The organism is Actinocatenispora sera, assembly GCF_018324685.1.
Classification (GTDB): Bacteria; Actinomycetota; Actinomycetes; order Mycobacteriales; family Micromonosporaceae; genus Actinocatenispora; species Actinocatenispora sera.
Window position 1 is genome coordinate 1,609,930 of record NZ_AP023354.1, and the last position, 13,328, is coordinate 1,623,257.

Below are 13,328 nucleotides of genomic sequence, written 5' to 3' on the forward strand. Positions count from 1 at the left end.
CGGCATGGAACCGTTGCTGCGGGTGCGCGATCTGCGGGTCCGGTTCGCGACCCGGCACGGCACCGTGTCGGCGGTGGACGGCGTCTCGTTCGAGGTGTACCCCGGGGAGACGGTGGCGATCGTCGGCGAGTCCGGCAGCGGCAAGAGCGTCACGATGCAGGCGGTGATGGGGCTGCTGCCGCGCGGTGCGCAGGTGTCCGGCTCGATCACCTACCGCGGCACCGAGCTGGTCGGCCGGCCGCTGTCGGTGACCCGCGCGCTGTGCGGTGACGAGCTGGCGATGATCTTCCAGGATCCGTTGTCGTCGCTCAACCCGGTGTTCCGGGTCGGCCGGCAGATCACCGAGGCGCTGGTGCGGCGCCGCGGAATGGCCCGCGCCGCCGCGCGCGAGCGCGCGGTCGAGCTGATGACCCGGGTCGGCATCCCCGCGCCGGGGCTGCGGGTCGACGAGTACCCGCACCAGTTCTCCGGCGGGATGCGGCAGCGCGCGATGATCGCGATGGCGCTGGCGATGTCGCCGCGGCTGCTGATCGCCGACGAGCCGACCACCGCGCTGGACGTGACGGTACAGGCGCAGATCATGCGGCTGCTGGCGTCGCTGCGGGAGACCGACGGGATGGCGCTGGCGCTGATCACGCACGACCTCGGCGTGGTTGCCGACGCCGCCGACCGGGTCGTGCTGATGTACGCCGGCCGGGTGGTGGAGACCGGCCCGACCCGCGAGGTGTACGAGCACTGCCGGCACCCCTACACCGAGGGTTTGCTCGCCTCGGTGCCGGACGATGCCGACACCGACCGGCTGGTACCGATCCCCGGCCAGCCACCGAATCCCGCCTCGCTGCCCGGCGGCTGCGCGTTCCACCCCCGCTGCCGGTACGTGATCGAACGGTGCCGCACCGAGCTTCCCCTGCTGTCCGATGTGGACGGAAATCCGAGCGCCTGTCACCGCAGCGAGGAGGTCGGCGGATGAGCCCGGCAGCCGAACCGTCCGCCCCGTCGGCCGCCGTCCCGGCCCCGGCCACGTCGCCGTCCGCGGACGGTACCGCGGTGGCCGAGTCGCCGTTGCTGTCGGTGCGCGACCTGGTGACGAGCTTCCCGATCCGGTCCACCCTGCTGCGCCGGGAGGTCGGCCGGATCGAGGCGGTCGCCGGCGTCTCGTTCGACCTGCCGGCCGGGCGGACGCTCGGCATCGTCGGCGAGTCCGGCTCCGGCAAGTCGACCCTGGCCCGTACCGTGGTCGGCCTGGCCCGGGCGACCGCCGGATCGGTGACGTTCGACGGCACCGACCTGACCGCGGCACCACCGGCCGAGGTGCGGCGCCGGCGCCGGGACATCCAGATGATCTTCCAGGACCCGTACGCGTCGCTCAACCCGGGCCGCACCGTGCGGCAGCTGGTCACCGAGGCCTGGCAGATCCACCCCGACGTGGTACCGCGGGACCGGTGGGCGGCCGAGCTCGGCGAACTGCTGGAACGGGTCGGGCTCGACCCGGACCACGCCGACCGGTACCCGCACCAGTTCTCCGGCGGGCAGCGGCAGCGGATCGGCATCGCCCGGGCGATCGCGCTGCGGCCCCGCCTGGTGATCTGCGACGAACCGGTGTCCGCGCTGGACGTGTCGATCCAGGCCCAGGTACTGAACCTGCTGCGGGACCTGCAGCGCGACCTCGGCCTGACGTACCTGTTCATCTCGCACGACCTGTCCGTGGTACGGCACGTCGCGGACCGGGTCGCGGTGCTCTACCTCGGCCGGATCGTGGAGGAGGCGCCGACCGCGGAGATCTTCGCCGCGCCGACCCACCCGTACACGCAGGCGCTGCTGTCGGCGGTGCCGCGGCTGCGGCCGTGGCGGGAGGCCGGGCCGGAACCGATCGTGCTCGCCGGTGACATCCCGTCCCCGGCGAACCCGCCGTCCGGCTGCCGCTTCCGTACCCGCTGCCCGCGGGTCGCCGACGTGTGCGCGGCCGAGGCACCAGCCCTCACGATCCGCGGTAGCCACCCGGCCGCGTGCCACTTCGCCGGCTGACCGGCAACTGTCGGACCGGTACGGCAGACTCGGCGAGACACCCCGGCCGTGCGGGCCGGGCGGACGACGGGGAGCGACAATGGCAGTGGGACGACTGGGTGCGGTGGCCATCGACTGCGCCGAGCCCGAGGCGCTGGCCGAGTTCTGGGCGGCGATGCTCGGCGGCGAGGTGGCGTTCCGGTCGCCGCAGTTCTGCGCGGTCGGCGCCGGCGGCACCTGGCTCAGCACGGTTCGGGTCGACGACTACACCCCGCCGAGCTGGCCGGCGGGGGCCACGCCGAAACAGTTCCATCTCGACCTGGCGGTGACCGACCTGGACGCCGCCGAGGCGGAGGCGGTAGGGCTGGGCGCGTGCAAGGCCGACGAGCAGCCGGCGCCGGACCGGTGGCGGGTGTTCCTCGACCCGGCCGGCCACCCCTTCTGCCTCAGCACCCAGATCCCGAGCTGACCCGCGGCACCCGGATCCCAGACTGAGCCGCAGCGGCCGCCGGGCCGGGGTTCGAGGCGCATGATGGGCGAATGAGTGCTCGGGTGACGTTGCGACCGATGACCCAGGCGGAGTTCGACGCGTACCTCGACCGTACGGTGCGCGAATACGGGCAGGACAAGGTGCGCGCCGGCGAGTTCGCTCCGGAGCGTGCCGACGAGCAGGCCCGGGCCGAGTTCACGCTGCTGCTGCCGGAAGGCGCGCGCACCAACGGGATGCTGCTGTTCACCGCGTTCGACGGGGACGAGCGGGTCGGCATGCTGTGGCTGGCGCTGCCGTCCGCGCGCCGCCGCCAGGCCTGGGTGTACGAGCTGTGGGTCGCGCCGGCCGCCCGCTCCCGCGGGTACGGCCGGGCGATCATGCGGGCCGGCGAGCGGGAGCTGGCCGCCCGCGGGGTCACCGAGATCGGGCTCAACGTGTTCGGCGACAACACCACCGCGATCGGGCTGTACGAGAGCCTCGGGTACAAGGTGATCGCGCAGCAGATGGTCAAGCCTGTCGACGGCATCTGACCGTTGCGATTCGGCGACGGGGTGTGATGGTTTCCGCAGGGGCGCCACCTCGACCGGCGACGCTCGTTCTACTCACCGGGTCGGCAGTGTGGCCGGCCCGCCACAGACCTTGTTCCCCCGCCGCGAGGCGCCCCCGGCCACGACAGCGACCGGGGGCGCCTCTCTGTCCGCCCCCCGGCGCTGCCGACGCGCCGCTCTGTCCGCCCTGCGCTGCCGACGCGCCGCTCTGTCCGCCCTGCGCTGCCGACGCGCCGCTCTGTCCGCCCTGCGCTGCCGACGCGCCGCTCTGTCGCCCAGCGACGCCGTGCGTGCCGGCCCGCTGTGCCGGCCCGCCGTGCGTGCCGGCCCGCCGTGGCGGCTCGCCGTGCCGGCCGGTCCGGTCAGCGCACGGCGCGGTCGACGCCGTGTTCGCGGCGGCCGAGAAACTCCGGATCGGGCCGCACGACCATGCTGTAGATCGCCTTCACGTCGGCGAACTGCTCCCGGACCCAGTTGCGCGGGTACGCGTCCCAGCGGTGCTGGCCGGTGTCACCGACGCCGTCCGCGTCGATGCCGACCGACCGGCACAGCGCCGTCGCCCGCGGGATGTGGAAGTCCTGCGAGACGACGAGCGCCCTGCGCACGCCGAAGATCCGCTTCGCCCGCGCGCACGACTGGTACGAGTCGAAGCCGGCGTAGTCGGTCACGATCCGCTCCATCGGCACCCCGTGGTCGACCAGCCAGGCGCGCATCGCGTCGGGCTCGTCGTAGCGCCACCGCCGGTGGTCGCCCGTGACGAGCAGGGCGCGGACCTTTCCCGCCACGAACAGCTGGCGGGCCAGCTCCAGCCGGCCGGCCAGGAACGGTGACGGGGAGCCGTCCGGGTACACCTCGGCGCCGAACACCAGCGCCACCGGTGCGCGCGGCGCCGCCGCGGCCGAGTAGTACAGGTGGCCGTCCGCGCGCAGGCGCACCCAGCCGACCGAACCGCCGAGCAGCACGGCGACCAGCATCAGCCCGGCAAGACAGAGCGCGATCAGCCGCCGCGGCCGCAGCCAGCGACGGAGTGGAGCGGGCAGTCGCGACATCACGCCCTCACTATGCCCGGACCGGACAACGGCGCCCGCCCGCCGGGGATCTGCCGGCCGTGCCCACGGCCCGGCGCCGGTGGCGTGCGCGGCGCCGGTGGCGTGCGCGGCGCCGGCATGGTCGACATCACAGCCCATGAAGGCCGGCTGACCTGGGAGTACGCCGCCGGCAGCGACGTATGATCGAAACCGCACAGGGCCCGGGTCGAGCGACCCGACGGGCGCGCTGAGGGTGGGTTAGCGCGCCGATCGGATTCGTCGCATCGTCCTGAAGGGGAATCGAAGTGCCCGCCCTGGGTGCCTATCGTGCGCTGTTCGCTGCCACCGGCCCGCGGTTGCCGGTGTTGTCCTTCCTTGCCCGGCTGCCCAACGCGATGGGCCCGCTCGGCGTGCTCACCCTGCTGGTCGCCACCACCGGGTCGTACTCGGCGGCCGGCATCGCGACCGCCGCGCTCGGCGTGGGCGCCGCGTTCGGCGGTCCCGCGGTCGGTGCCCTCGCCGACCGGTACGGCCAGCGGCCGGTGGGGCTGGTCGCCGCGCTGGTGGACGCCGCCGGGTACGCGGGGCTCGTTGCGGCCGCCCTGCTGCACGGCCCGGCGTCGCTGGTGACCGCGCTCGCCACCGTCGCCGGCCTGGCCACCCCGCAGGTCGGGCCGTTCATGCGGGTCCGCTGGGTGCACCTGCTGCGCGCTCGCGGGAAGCTGGTGCCGACCGCGTTCTCGTACGAGGGCGCGGTCGACGAGACGTCGTTCGTCGCCGGCCCGGCGCTGGTCGGGTTGTGCGCGCTGATGTTCCCGCCGGCGGTCCCGCTGCTGATCGCGGCGGCGCTGCTGGTGGTGGCCGGGCTGGCGTTCGCGCTGCACCCGACCGCGCCGGCCCCGGTCGCGGTGTCGGGGTCCGCCGCGCCGCGGGCCCGGCTGCCGCGGCGGACGGTGCTGGGTCTGGTCCTCGCGATGGCCGCGCTGGGCGCGATCTTCGGCGGCACCCAGACCGGAGTCACCGCACTCGCCGGCTCGATCGGCCGGCCCGGCTCCGCCGGGCTGATCTATGCGGTACTGGGCGTCGGCAGCGCCACCGCCGGCCTCGCCACCGCCTGGCTGCCGGCCCGGTTCCGTTACCCCGCACGGTATCTGGTGTTCGCCGCGGCGCTCGCGGTCGCGGTCACCGCGCTGCTGACGATCTCCGGGCCAGCCGGTGCGATCGCCGCGATGGCCGTCCTCGGCCTGCTCGTCGCGCCCTACCTGATCACCGTGTACGCGCTGGCCGAACGGATCGCGCCGCCCGGCCGCACCGCGACGGTACTCACCCTGCTCGCCGCGGGCATCGTCGCCGGCGTCGCGCTCGGCGCCGGGCTCGCCGGTACCCTCGCCGACCGGTACGGGTTCCGCGGCGCCTTCGCCGTCCCGGTCGCCGCGGGCCTGATCGCGCTGCTGCTGGCGGCCACCGCGTACCGCCGCCTGGCCCGCACCTCGGCCGGCCTCGTCGCGCCAGGAGTTGCGGCCGGCGACTCGGCACCACGCCGCCCCGAGTCCCTGGTCGAGGCGTGAGCGGGCGATGACTCGGTGCTCGACGCGCCCGACACCCGACGAGCCGGGTGTCAGTCGTCGAGGGGGAGTTCCAGCGGGTCGAGCGGTCGCGGCGCCGCGGGGGCCGGGCTGGAGATGGTGTCGACCTTGGTCGGCGCGGTGAGCCGGCGGGCCGCCTCGGCCATGTGCCGCTCGACGACGGCAAGCAGTGCGGCTTCGTCCCGGGCCTCGACCGCGTCGATGATCTCGGCGTGCGAGTCGGGCATGTCGGCGCGGACCCGGAACTCGCGATCCAGCGAGTACGTGCACAGCCGGGTCTCGATCAGCAGGGTGGCGATGCTGGCGGACAGTCGGGGGCTGCCGGCCGCGTCGACCAGCGCCTGGTGGAACTCGATGTCGGTGTCGCCGACGGCGTGCGCGTCGCGTCGCTTGTTCGCCCGGACCATCCGCTGGTGGACCCTTCTCAGGGTGCGCACGGTGCGGTCGACCGCGTTGTCGCGCAACACGACCCGGCACGCCGCGCACTCGACGGCGGTACGGGCGAGGTAGACGTCGGCGACCGCGGCGGCGTCCATGCTGACCACGGCGAGGCCGCGGCGGCGGGTGGTGGTGAGCAGTCGCTCCTGCACCAGCCGCTGGGCCGCCTCGCGCAGCGGGCCACGGCTGACGCCGAGCTGTTCGGCCAGTTCGGCCTCGCCGAGGGGGGCACCGGCCGGCAGGGTGCCCTCGAAGATGGCCTGCCGCAGCCGGGCGGCAATCAGATCCACAGTGGACTCGCGAGGCACGGGGGTGATCTTCTGCGCGCGGGCCGACCGAAGCGGCGTTGCGGGGCGAATAGGGCGATGTGAAGAATTCGCCACTGCTACGCACCTCCCTGGTCTGGTCATGGCTGGCCGGCGACACGCCCGTGGATTACCGGAACCCTATTTGGGGTACCCACGCACCGCCAGGGGCGGCCCGGCCGGTTGGCCGTAGCTCACACGGCGGACCGATGCGCTCACCCGGCGAGACGGTACAACGCAGTTCGCCAACATGTTGCAGACTATCGACGATCCTAATGTCAACAAACATACGAGCGGTGCTAGCGTTCAGGCCCGAACTCCGGGCCGAGCTGGCCCGCCATGCCCGGACCTCGACGCGGCACCGAGTGGCCGCCGGGTCCGAAGCCTGAGGAGGTTGAGGTCCGTGACGGACAACAGTCGGTGGTCTCGTCGTACGCTCCTTCGCTCCGCCGCGGTCGGTGGCGGGCTGCTCACCGTGCCGGGCCTGCTGGCCGCGTGCTCGCGCACCCAGACCGGCACCGGTGAGTCGAAGGAGAGCACTCTCGACAAGATCAAGAAGCAGGGCTTCGTCACCATCGGTTTCGCGGGTGAGCAACCGTACGGGTTCAAGCAGGGCGACAATCTCGTCGGCGAGGCGCCGACGCTGCACAAGAAGATCTTCAGCGAGCTGGGCGTCAAGGACATGCGCGGCGTGCTGACCGACTTCAACTCGCTGATCCCGGGCATCAAGGCGAACCGGTTCGACGTGGTCAGCGCCGGTATGGCGATCACGCCGGAGCGGTGCAAGGAGGTCATCTTCTCCGAGCCCGAGTTCGTCGGCGCCACCGCGCTGCTGGTGAAGAAGGGCAACCCGAAGCACCTCACCGATCTCAAGGCGGTCGCCAAGGCCGGCGCCACCGTCGGAGTGCTGCAGGCCGCCGTCGAGAAGAGCTTCTCCACCGCGGCCGGGGTCAAGTCCGGCAACATCAAGGAGTTCGCGAAGCAGCAGGACGGGCTGGACGCGCTGGTGGCCGGTCGGATCGACGCGTTCGCGCTGACCGACATCTCACTGCGCTGGCTGGCGAACATCAACAAGGGCAAGCCGGTCGAGGTGACCCCGTCCTTCCAGCCGAAGCTGGACGGCAAGCCGCAGAGCAGCGCCGGCGGCGCCGTGTTCCGCACCGCCGACACCGAGTTGCGGGACGCGTTCAACAAGGAGCTGAAGAAGATCACCTCCGACCCGACCCAGTACACCTCGCTGATCGGCAAGTACGGCTTCACCAAGGTCAACGTGCCGCCGGCGACCCTGACCACCGCCTCGCTGTGCGAGGGCTGATCCGTCGGCCGGGATTGACGACCTGAGATGGGAATCTTCTTCAAACAGCTCGGCGAGTCCGCGGGCAACATCGGTTCCGCTGCCCTGATCACGGTCGAGGCCACGGTGCTCGGCGCCATCCTCGCGTTGGCGCTGGCCTTCATCCTCGGCCTGCTGGCCAGGTCGCGTCACCTCGTTGTCCGGGGCATCGCCCGGACCATCATCGAGTTCTTCCGCGGCACCTCGCTGTACGTGCAGCTGTTCTGGCTGTACTTCGCGCTTCCGGTGCTGGGCTTCCAGATCAGCAGCGCGCTGCTGTGCGCGGTGATCGCGTTCGGCCTCAACTTCGGCGCGTACGGCGCCGAGGTGGTGCGCGGCGCGATCAACGCGGTGCCGCAGGCGCAGTGGGAGGGTGCCACCGCGCTGAACATGTCCTCGTTCCAGCGGATGCGGCTGGTGATCCTGCCGCAGGCGTGGATCGGCATGATCCCACCGTTCAACAACCTGTTGATCCAGCTGTTGAAGTCGACCCCGTTGCTGTCGCTGATCACCGTGGCCGACCTGACCTTCGAGGGCCAGCAGCTGCGGGCGGCGACCGGGCAGACGGCCCTGTCCTATCTGTTCCTGCTCGTCGTCTACTTCATCCTGGCGTACATCTTCACGTTGTTGATGAACGCGTTGGAGTCGGTGGCGAAGGCGCGCCTGGGGCGCGGCGCCGGATTGCGCGGCCTGTTCCGCCTGCGTGAGGCGGATCCGACCGGTCAGAGCGTCGGTCTCGGAACGGGTGTGGGGAGAGCGATGTGAACCACACGATCTGGGACTGGAGTGTCGTCGAGGACGTCATTCCGCTGCTGCTCAAGGGTTTTGTGGTCACGTTGCTCGCCACCGTGGTCGGTTCGGTGATCGCGATCCTGCTCGGACTGCTGCTGGCGATGGCGCGCCGGGTGCCAGCCCGGTTCGTCCGGGTGCCGGTCCGCGCGTTCGTCGAGTTCGTCCGCAGCACCCCGCTGCTGGTGCAGCTGTTCACGGTGTACGTCCTGCTGCCGTCGCTGTCGCCGTTCGTGATCGGCGCGTCGGTGCTCGGCATCCACTACGCCACCTACATGTCGGAGGTGTACCGGGCCGGCATCGACGGCGTCCCGAAGGGACAGTGGGAGGCGGCGACGGCGCTGTCGATGGCGCGCGGCCGGACCTGGCAGGCGGTCATCCTGCCGCAGGCCGTCCGCAACGTCCTCCCGGCCCTGGGCAACTACATCATCTCGATGTTCAAGGACACCCCGTTCCTCGCGGTGATCACCGTGCACGAGATGGTCTTCGAGGCCCAGGAGTACGGCTCGGACCACTTCCGCTACCTGGAGGTCTTCACGTTGGCGGCGGCGATCTTCCTGATCGCGAGCTATCCCACGTCGCTGCTGGTACGAAGGTTGGAGAACCGCCTTGGCCACTGAACCCAACATCCCCGACCTGTCCGCGGTGGACAGTGCACCGAAGCTGCCCGAGGGCACGCCGATGGTGCTGTTCGACCAGGTGGTCAAGCAGTTCGGCAGCAACATCGTGCTCGACCACCTCGACTTCTCCGTCGCGCAGGGCGAGCGGGTCACGCTGATCGGCCCGTCCGGTTCCGGCAAGACCACCATCCTGCGGCTGCTGATGACGCTGGAGAAGGTCAACGGCGGCGTCGTGTACGTCGAGGGCGAGCCGCTGTCGCACATGAAGCGCGGCAACCAGCTCGTCCCGGCGAACGAGCGCTACCTGCGCACCGTCCGCAAGAAGATCGGCATGGTCTTCCAGCAGTTCAACCTGTTCCCGAACATGAAGGTGCTGGAGAACGTCACCGAGGCGCCGATACACGTGCTCGGGCTGTCGAAGGACGAGGCGGTCGAGCGGGCCAAGCAGCTGCTCGACCTGGTCGGCCTCGGCGACCGGGTCAACCAGCATCCGACCTCGCTGTCCGGCGGTCAGCAGCAGCGGGTGGCGATCGCCCGGGCGCTCGCCATGCAACCCGACGTGCTGTTGCTGGACGAGGTCACCTCGGCGCTCGACCCGGAACTCGTCGCCGACGTGCTCAACGTGCTGCGCGACATCGCCCAGACGACGACCATCACGATGCTGATCGTCACGCACGAGATGCAGTTCGCCCGGGACGTGTCCAACCGGATCCTGATGTTCGACAAGGGCCGCATCGTCGAGGAGGGCCCGCCGGACAAGATCTTCTCGAACCCGGAGAACGAGCGCACCCAGACGTTCCTGCGTGCCGTGCTCGAAGAGCGCTGACCGACCGGCGCCCCGTCCACAGTGGACGGGGCGCCGGCACGGGCTCACCTCGGTGCTGCGGGCCGGCCGGGCACCCAGGAACTGCGCGGCAGCCCGACGTGCATGGCCAGGTCACGCCAGGCCGCGTGCTGCACCACGACCGCCGGGTCACCGACCAGCTCGCCGCCGAGCGGGGCCCCGTCCGGGGTGAACCGCAGGCGCACCAGCCGGCAACTGTCGAACAGCCACCAGTCGCCGGCCTCGACCGGGAGCCCCACCGACAGCGCGCGGTCGTACGAGATCCAGCGGAACCGTTCGCCCGGCGCGATCTGCCCCGAGAGCAGCTGCCACCGCTCGTAGCCGCTCGGCGGCTCGTGCAGGACCCGCACCCGGCTGACCTGCCGGCCCTGGCCGATCATCGTGTTGATCTGTGCCGACCGTTCGTGGTCGCGGGGAACGAAGCTCAGGCGGTTCGGTTCGCCGGCGAGGAACTCGGCGACCAGCGCCCGTTCGTTCTCGATCCGGTAGGCAGGCAGCGTCTCGAACCGGAACGCGGTGTGCTCGAACCGGCGCCAGAGCCGGTCGACCTCGTCGACGCCGAGTCGCTCGCCCATGGCCGGGAGTCTACGTCGGCGCCGCCAGCACTCCGGCGACAGCGGCGCGGTTGCCGGGTCACCATTCGGCAAGGGAGTGGTCGGGGTGGCGCCAGACCGGGTTGCGCCAGCCGGGGTCGCGGCCGTCCGCGGCGCGGACGGCGGCCTCCTCGAGCGTCACGCCGAGGCCGGGCGTCTCGGTGCGCAGCGCGTACCCGTCGGTGAACCGGAACGGGGTCGGATCGGCGACGTAGTCGAGCAGGTCGTTGCTGGTGTTGTAGTGGATGCCCATGGACTGTTCCTGGATCAGGACGTTCGGCGTGGCGAAGTCGATCTGCAACGACGCGGCGAGCGCCACCGGCCCGAGCGGGCAGTGCGGGGCGAGCGGTACGTCGAAGGTCTCGGCGAGCGCGCCGATCCGGCGTACCTCGGAGATGCCGCCGGCGTGCGACAGGTCCGGCTGGGCGACGGCGATCCCGGCAGTGAGCGCGGGCAGGAAGTCGGTACGGGAGTAGAGCCGCTCACCGGTCGCGATCGGCACCGTCGAGCCGGTCAGCCGGGGCAGCTGGTGACCGTACTCGGGGGCAGCGGCTCCTCGACGAACAGCGGGTGCAGGTCGGCGATGGCGGCGATCGCGCGGGGTGCGGTGGGCCAGGCGACCCGGCCGTGGAAGTCGACGGCGACGTCCCGCTCGTCCCCGAGTACGGCGCGGGCGGCGCCGACCCGGTCGACCAGGCCGGCCAAGTCGGCAACCGTTGCGGCGCGGCCGATCCGGCCGAACCCGTTCATCTTGACCGCGGTGAAGCCGGCCGCGACGGCGGCGCCGACCGAGTCGGTGATCTCGGCCGGCTCGTCGCCGCCGACCCAGGTGTACATCCGTACGCGGTCCCGCACCGGGCCGCCGAGCAGCGCGTACACCGGTACCCCGTACGCCTGGCCGGCGATGTCCCACAGTGCCTGATCGATGCCGGCGACGGCGCTGGACAGGATCGGCCCGCCCCGGTAGAAGCCGCCCTTGGACAGCACCTGCCAGTGGTCCTCGATCCGTAGCGGGTCGGCGCCGATCAGGTGCTCGGCGGCGACCTCGACCGCGGTCCGGACCACCTCGGCGCGGCCCTCGACGACCGGCTCGCCCCAACCGACCAGCCCGTCGTCGGTCTCGATCCGGCAGAACAGCCAGCGCGGCGGTACCTGGAACGTCTCGATCCGTGCGATCCTCATCCGCGCTCCGCTTCCCGGGTCAGTGCCGCGGCGTGCTGGTTGGCCGCGGTGAGCAGTTCGTCCATGGCCATCTCGGCGCCGTCCGGGTCGCCGGCCCGGATCGCCTCGAGTACCGGTCGGTGGGTGGGAACCGGGTCGGGCGCGGATCCGCCGTGTACCAACCGGTCCCGCTCGGCGAGGGCGCGTTCCACCACGACCTCCAGCCGGCCGAGCAGCTCGTTGTGTGTGCAGGACAGCAGCGCCCGGTGGAACCGCAGGTCGGCCGCGACCGCGGCATCCGGATCGACGGCATCGTCCATGTCGGACAGTGCGGCGTCGAGCTCGGCCAGGTCGGCGTCGGTGCGCCGGGTCGCGGCGAGCCGCGCGGCCGGCGGCTCCAGCAGGGTACGTACCTCGGCCAGGTCGCCGAGGAACCGCGTCCAGGTCGCCGCCGGTGCGGCGAACTGCCAGCGCATCACGTCGCCGTCGAGCAGGTTCCACGCACTGCGCGGCCGCACGAACGTCCCGCGCTTCTGCCGGGCGCCGACGAGTCCCTTGGCGGACAGCACCTTCAGTGCCTCGCGCAGCGCGGTACGGGACACGTCGAGCTCGGCCTCCAGCGCCGGGATGTCGAGCGTGGCGCCCTCGGCGAGCCGGCCGGACAGGATCCGGTGCGCGATCAGCTCGACGGTCTGGCCGTGCAACCCGCGGCCCGGATACTCGGTCATGCCGACGCCTTCGTGATCGACCAGCCGCCGTCGACCGGGATCGCCGCACCGGTCACGTACGACGCGTCGGGGGAGGCGAGGAACGCGATGACCGCGGCGACCTCGGCGGGGTCGCCGAACCGCTTGACCGCGGTGGCCTCGACGCTTCGGGCCCGGTCGTCCTCGGCCACGCCGTCCCACGCGGCGGTCAGGATCGGGCCGGGCAGCACGCTGTTGACCCGCACCTGGGGACCGTACTCGACGGCGAGCTGGCGGCACAGCGCGGCCAGCCCGCCCTTGGCCGCCGCGTACGCGGGGTGGCCGGGCAGGCCGATCAGCGCGTGCACCGACGAGACGACGACGACCGCGCCGCGCCGCTCGCGCAGGTCCGGCAGGAAGGTGCGCACGGCCAGGTAGCTGCCGGTGAGGCAGACGGCGAGCTGCCGGTCCCAGCTGTCCCGGTCGGTCTCGTGCAGGGGCCGGGCCGGGTCGACGAACGCGTTGCTGACCAGCACCTCGACCGGCCCGTACCGGTGCGCGACGGCGGCGACGCGGTCCCAGTCGGCGTCGCTCGCCACGTCCGCGGGGACGAACGTCGCCTGCCCGCCGGCCGCCTCGATGTCCGCCGCGACCTGCGCGCCGAGGTCGTCGACGTCGGTCAGCACCACCCGGGCGCCGTCGGCGGCGAGCCGGCGCGCCGTTGCGGCGCCGATGCCGCGGGCGGCGCCGGTCACCACCGCGGTCCGGCCCCGGTCGCCGCCCGGCGCGGTCGTCTCTGCTGCCATGCGGCCCACCCTAGGATAATTCTTTTTTTATGAATACATCTTGACAGGCATGTCACACCTGGCGATGCTCGACCCATCCCGCGCCGGTTTGCACCGA

Annotated in this window: 16 protein-coding genes; 9 read left to right on the plus strand and 7 right to left on the minus strand. The window is 72.1% G+C overall.

What is annotated here, in order from left to right; translation table 11 throughout:
• The first annotated feature begins 4 nt into the window (after positions 1 to 4).
• From Asera_RS07685 to Asera_RS07700, 4 genes are all read left to right on the plus strand, one after another.
• Positions 5 to 970: an ABC transporter ATP-binding protein gene (locus Asera_RS07685; RefSeq protein WP_030447722.1), complete on the plus strand. Its 966-nt coding sequence runs from the start codon at positions 5 to 7 to the stop codon at positions 968 to 970.
• Positions 967 to 2,025 (plus strand): ABC transporter ATP-binding protein, encoded by a 1,059-nt coding sequence (locus Asera_RS07690; RefSeq protein ID WP_084132114.1) that lies wholly within the window; start codon positions 967 to 969, stop codon positions 2,023 to 2,025. The genes Asera_RS07685 and Asera_RS07690 overlap by 4 nt, the downstream gene beginning before the upstream one ends.
• Before the next feature lie 79 nt (positions 2,026 to 2,104).
• Positions 2,105 to 2,473 (plus strand): VOC family protein, encoded by a 369-nt coding sequence (locus tag Asera_RS07695; RefSeq protein WP_030447724.1) that lies wholly within the window; start codon positions 2,105 to 2,107, stop codon positions 2,471 to 2,473.
• A 71-nt stretch (positions 2,474 to 2,544) separates the two neighbouring features.
• Entirely contained in the window at positions 2,545 to 3,024 is a 480-nt protein-coding gene (locus tag Asera_RS07700; protein ID WP_030447725.1) for a GNAT family N-acetyltransferase, read from the plus strand.
• A 380-nt stretch (positions 3,025 to 3,404) separates the two neighbouring features.
• Here the strand turns inward: Asera_RS07700 and Asera_RS07705 are convergent, their stop codons facing one another.
• The gene (locus Asera_RS07705) at positions 3,405 to 4,091 is read right to left on the minus strand and encodes a SanA/YdcF family protein (protein ID WP_035297519.1); all 687 of its coding nucleotides are present in this window, start codon (positions 4,089 to 4,091) and stop codon (positions 3,405 to 3,407) included.
• Positions 4,092 to 4,375: 284 nt separating this feature from the next.
• Between Asera_RS07705 and Asera_RS07710 the strand changes: the two genes are divergently transcribed.
• Positions 4,376 to 5,638: an MFS transporter gene (locus tag Asera_RS07710; RefSeq protein ID WP_051802581.1), complete on the plus strand. Its 1,263-nt coding sequence runs from the start codon at positions 4,376 to 4,378 to the stop codon at positions 5,636 to 5,638.
• Between the two features lie 50 nt (positions 5,639 to 5,688).
• On the opposite strand, the gene Asera_RS07715 is transcribed toward Asera_RS07710, so the two are convergent.
• Positions 5,689 to 6,402: a GntR family transcriptional regulator gene (locus Asera_RS07715; protein WP_212804528.1), complete on the minus strand. Its 714-nt coding sequence runs from the start codon at positions 6,400 to 6,402 to the stop codon at positions 5,689 to 5,691.
• A gap of 400 nt (positions 6,403 to 6,802) precedes the next feature.
• Between Asera_RS07715 and ehuB the strand changes: the two genes are divergently transcribed.
• Genes ehuB through ehuA form a run of 4 tightly spaced genes read left to right on the plus strand, consistent with a single transcriptional unit; the run spans position 6,803 to position 9,967 of the window.
• Positions 6,803 to 7,714 (plus strand): ectoine/hydroxyectoine ABC transporter substrate-binding protein EhuB, encoded by a 912-nt coding sequence (gene ehuB / locus Asera_RS07720; RefSeq protein ID WP_030447729.1) that lies wholly within the window; start codon positions 6,803 to 6,805, stop codon positions 7,712 to 7,714.
• 27 nt (positions 7,715 to 7,741) lie between these two features.
• Positions 7,742 to 8,497: an ectoine/hydroxyectoine ABC transporter permease subunit EhuC gene (gene ehuC / locus Asera_RS07725; RefSeq protein WP_030447730.1), complete on the plus strand. Its 756-nt coding sequence runs from the start codon at positions 7,742 to 7,744 to the stop codon at positions 8,495 to 8,497.
• Positions 8,494 to 9,141 carry an ectoine/hydroxyectoine ABC transporter permease subunit EhuD gene (ehuD, locus tag Asera_RS07730; protein ID WP_030447731.1) on the plus strand — a complete coding sequence of 216 codons (648 nt, stop codon included), beginning with the start codon at positions 8,494 to 8,496 and terminating at the stop codon, positions 9,139 to 9,141. Before ehuC ends, ehuD begins: the two co-directional genes overlap by 4 nt.
• Positions 9,131 to 9,967: an ectoine/hydroxyectoine ABC transporter ATP-binding protein EhuA gene (ehuA, locus tag Asera_RS07735; protein ID WP_280529712.1), complete on the plus strand. Its 837-nt coding sequence runs from the start codon at positions 9,131 to 9,133 to the stop codon at positions 9,965 to 9,967. Before ehuD ends, ehuA begins: the two co-directional genes overlap by 11 nt.
• A 44-nt stretch (positions 9,968 to 10,011) precedes the next feature.
• Here ehuA and Asera_RS07740 read toward each other — a convergent pair whose 3' ends face one another.
• The 5 genes from Asera_RS07740 to Asera_RS07755 are packed head-to-tail and all read right to left on the minus strand — an operon-like array spanning position 10,012 to position 13,231.
• Entirely contained in the window at positions 10,012 to 10,560 is a 549-nt protein-coding gene (locus Asera_RS07740; RefSeq protein WP_051802583.1) for a DUF6879 family protein, read from the minus strand.
• Between the two features lie 58 nt (positions 10,561 to 10,618).
• On the minus strand, positions 10,619 to 11,080 hold the full coding sequence (locus Asera_RS33540; protein ID WP_280529713.1) for an enolase C-terminal domain-like protein: 462 nt from the start codon (positions 11,078 to 11,080) through the stop codon (positions 10,619 to 10,621).
• Positions 11,081 to 11,091: 11 nt separating this feature from the next.
• Positions 11,092 to 11,760: an enolase C-terminal domain-like protein gene (locus Asera_RS33545; RefSeq protein ID WP_280529714.1), complete on the minus strand. Its 669-nt coding sequence runs from the start codon at positions 11,758 to 11,760 to the stop codon at positions 11,092 to 11,094.
• Positions 11,757 to 12,467, minus strand: coding sequence for a FadR/GntR family transcriptional regulator (locus Asera_RS07750; RefSeq protein WP_030447735.1), 711 nt, complete (start codon positions 12,465 to 12,467; stop codon positions 11,757 to 11,759). Before Asera_RS07750 ends, Asera_RS33545 begins: the two co-directional genes overlap by 4 nt.
• On the minus strand, positions 12,464 to 13,231 hold the full coding sequence (locus tag Asera_RS07755) for an SDR family NAD(P)-dependent oxidoreductase (RefSeq protein ID WP_030447736.1): 768 nt from the start codon (positions 13,229 to 13,231) through the stop codon (positions 12,464 to 12,466). The genes Asera_RS07750 and Asera_RS07755 overlap by 4 nt, the downstream gene beginning before the upstream one ends.
• Positions 13,232 to 13,328: the final 97 nt, after the last annotated feature.

What these genes read in the sequence shown, in the direction of transcription:
- Asera_RS07685 (WP_030447722.1), top strand. Translation starts at nt 5, where the DNA reads ATGGAACCGTTGCTGCGGGTGCGCGATCTGCGGGTCCGGTTCGCGACC.
- Asera_RS07690 (WP_084132114.1), top strand. Translation starts at nt 967, where the DNA reads ATGAGCCCGGCAGCCGAACCGTCCGCCCCGTCGGCCGCCGTCCCGGCC.
- Asera_RS07695 (WP_030447724.1), top strand. Translation starts at nt 2,105, where the DNA reads ATGGCAGTGGGACGACTGGGTGCGGTGGCCATCGACTGCGCCGAGCCC.
- Asera_RS07700 (WP_030447725.1), top strand. Translation starts at nt 2,545, where the DNA reads ATGAGTGCTCGGGTGACGTTGCGACCGATGACCCAGGCGGAGTTCGAC.
- Asera_RS07705 (WP_035297519.1), bottom strand. Translation starts at nt 4,091, where the DNA reads ATGTCGCGACTGCCCGCTCCACTCCGTCGCTGGCTGCGGCCGCGGCGG.
- ehuC (WP_030447730.1), top strand. Translation starts at nt 7,742, where the DNA reads ATGGGAATCTTCTTCAAACAGCTCGGCGAGTCCGCGGGCAACATCGGT.
- Asera_RS07740 (WP_051802583.1), bottom strand. Translation starts at nt 10,560, where the DNA reads ATGGGCGAGCGACTCGGCGTCGACGAGGTCGACCGGCTCTGGCGCCGG.
- Asera_RS33545 (WP_280529714.1), bottom strand. Translation starts at nt 11,760, where the DNA reads ATGAGGATCGCACGGATCGAGACGTTCCAGGTACCGCCGCGCTGGCTG.
- Asera_RS07750 (WP_030447735.1), bottom strand. Translation starts at nt 12,467, where the DNA reads ATGACCGAGTATCCGGGCCGCGGGTTGCACGGCCAGACCGTCGAGCTG.
- Asera_RS07755 (WP_030447736.1), bottom strand. Translation starts at nt 13,231, where the DNA reads ATGGCAGCAGAGACGACCGCGCCGGGCGGCGACCGGGGCCGGACCGCG.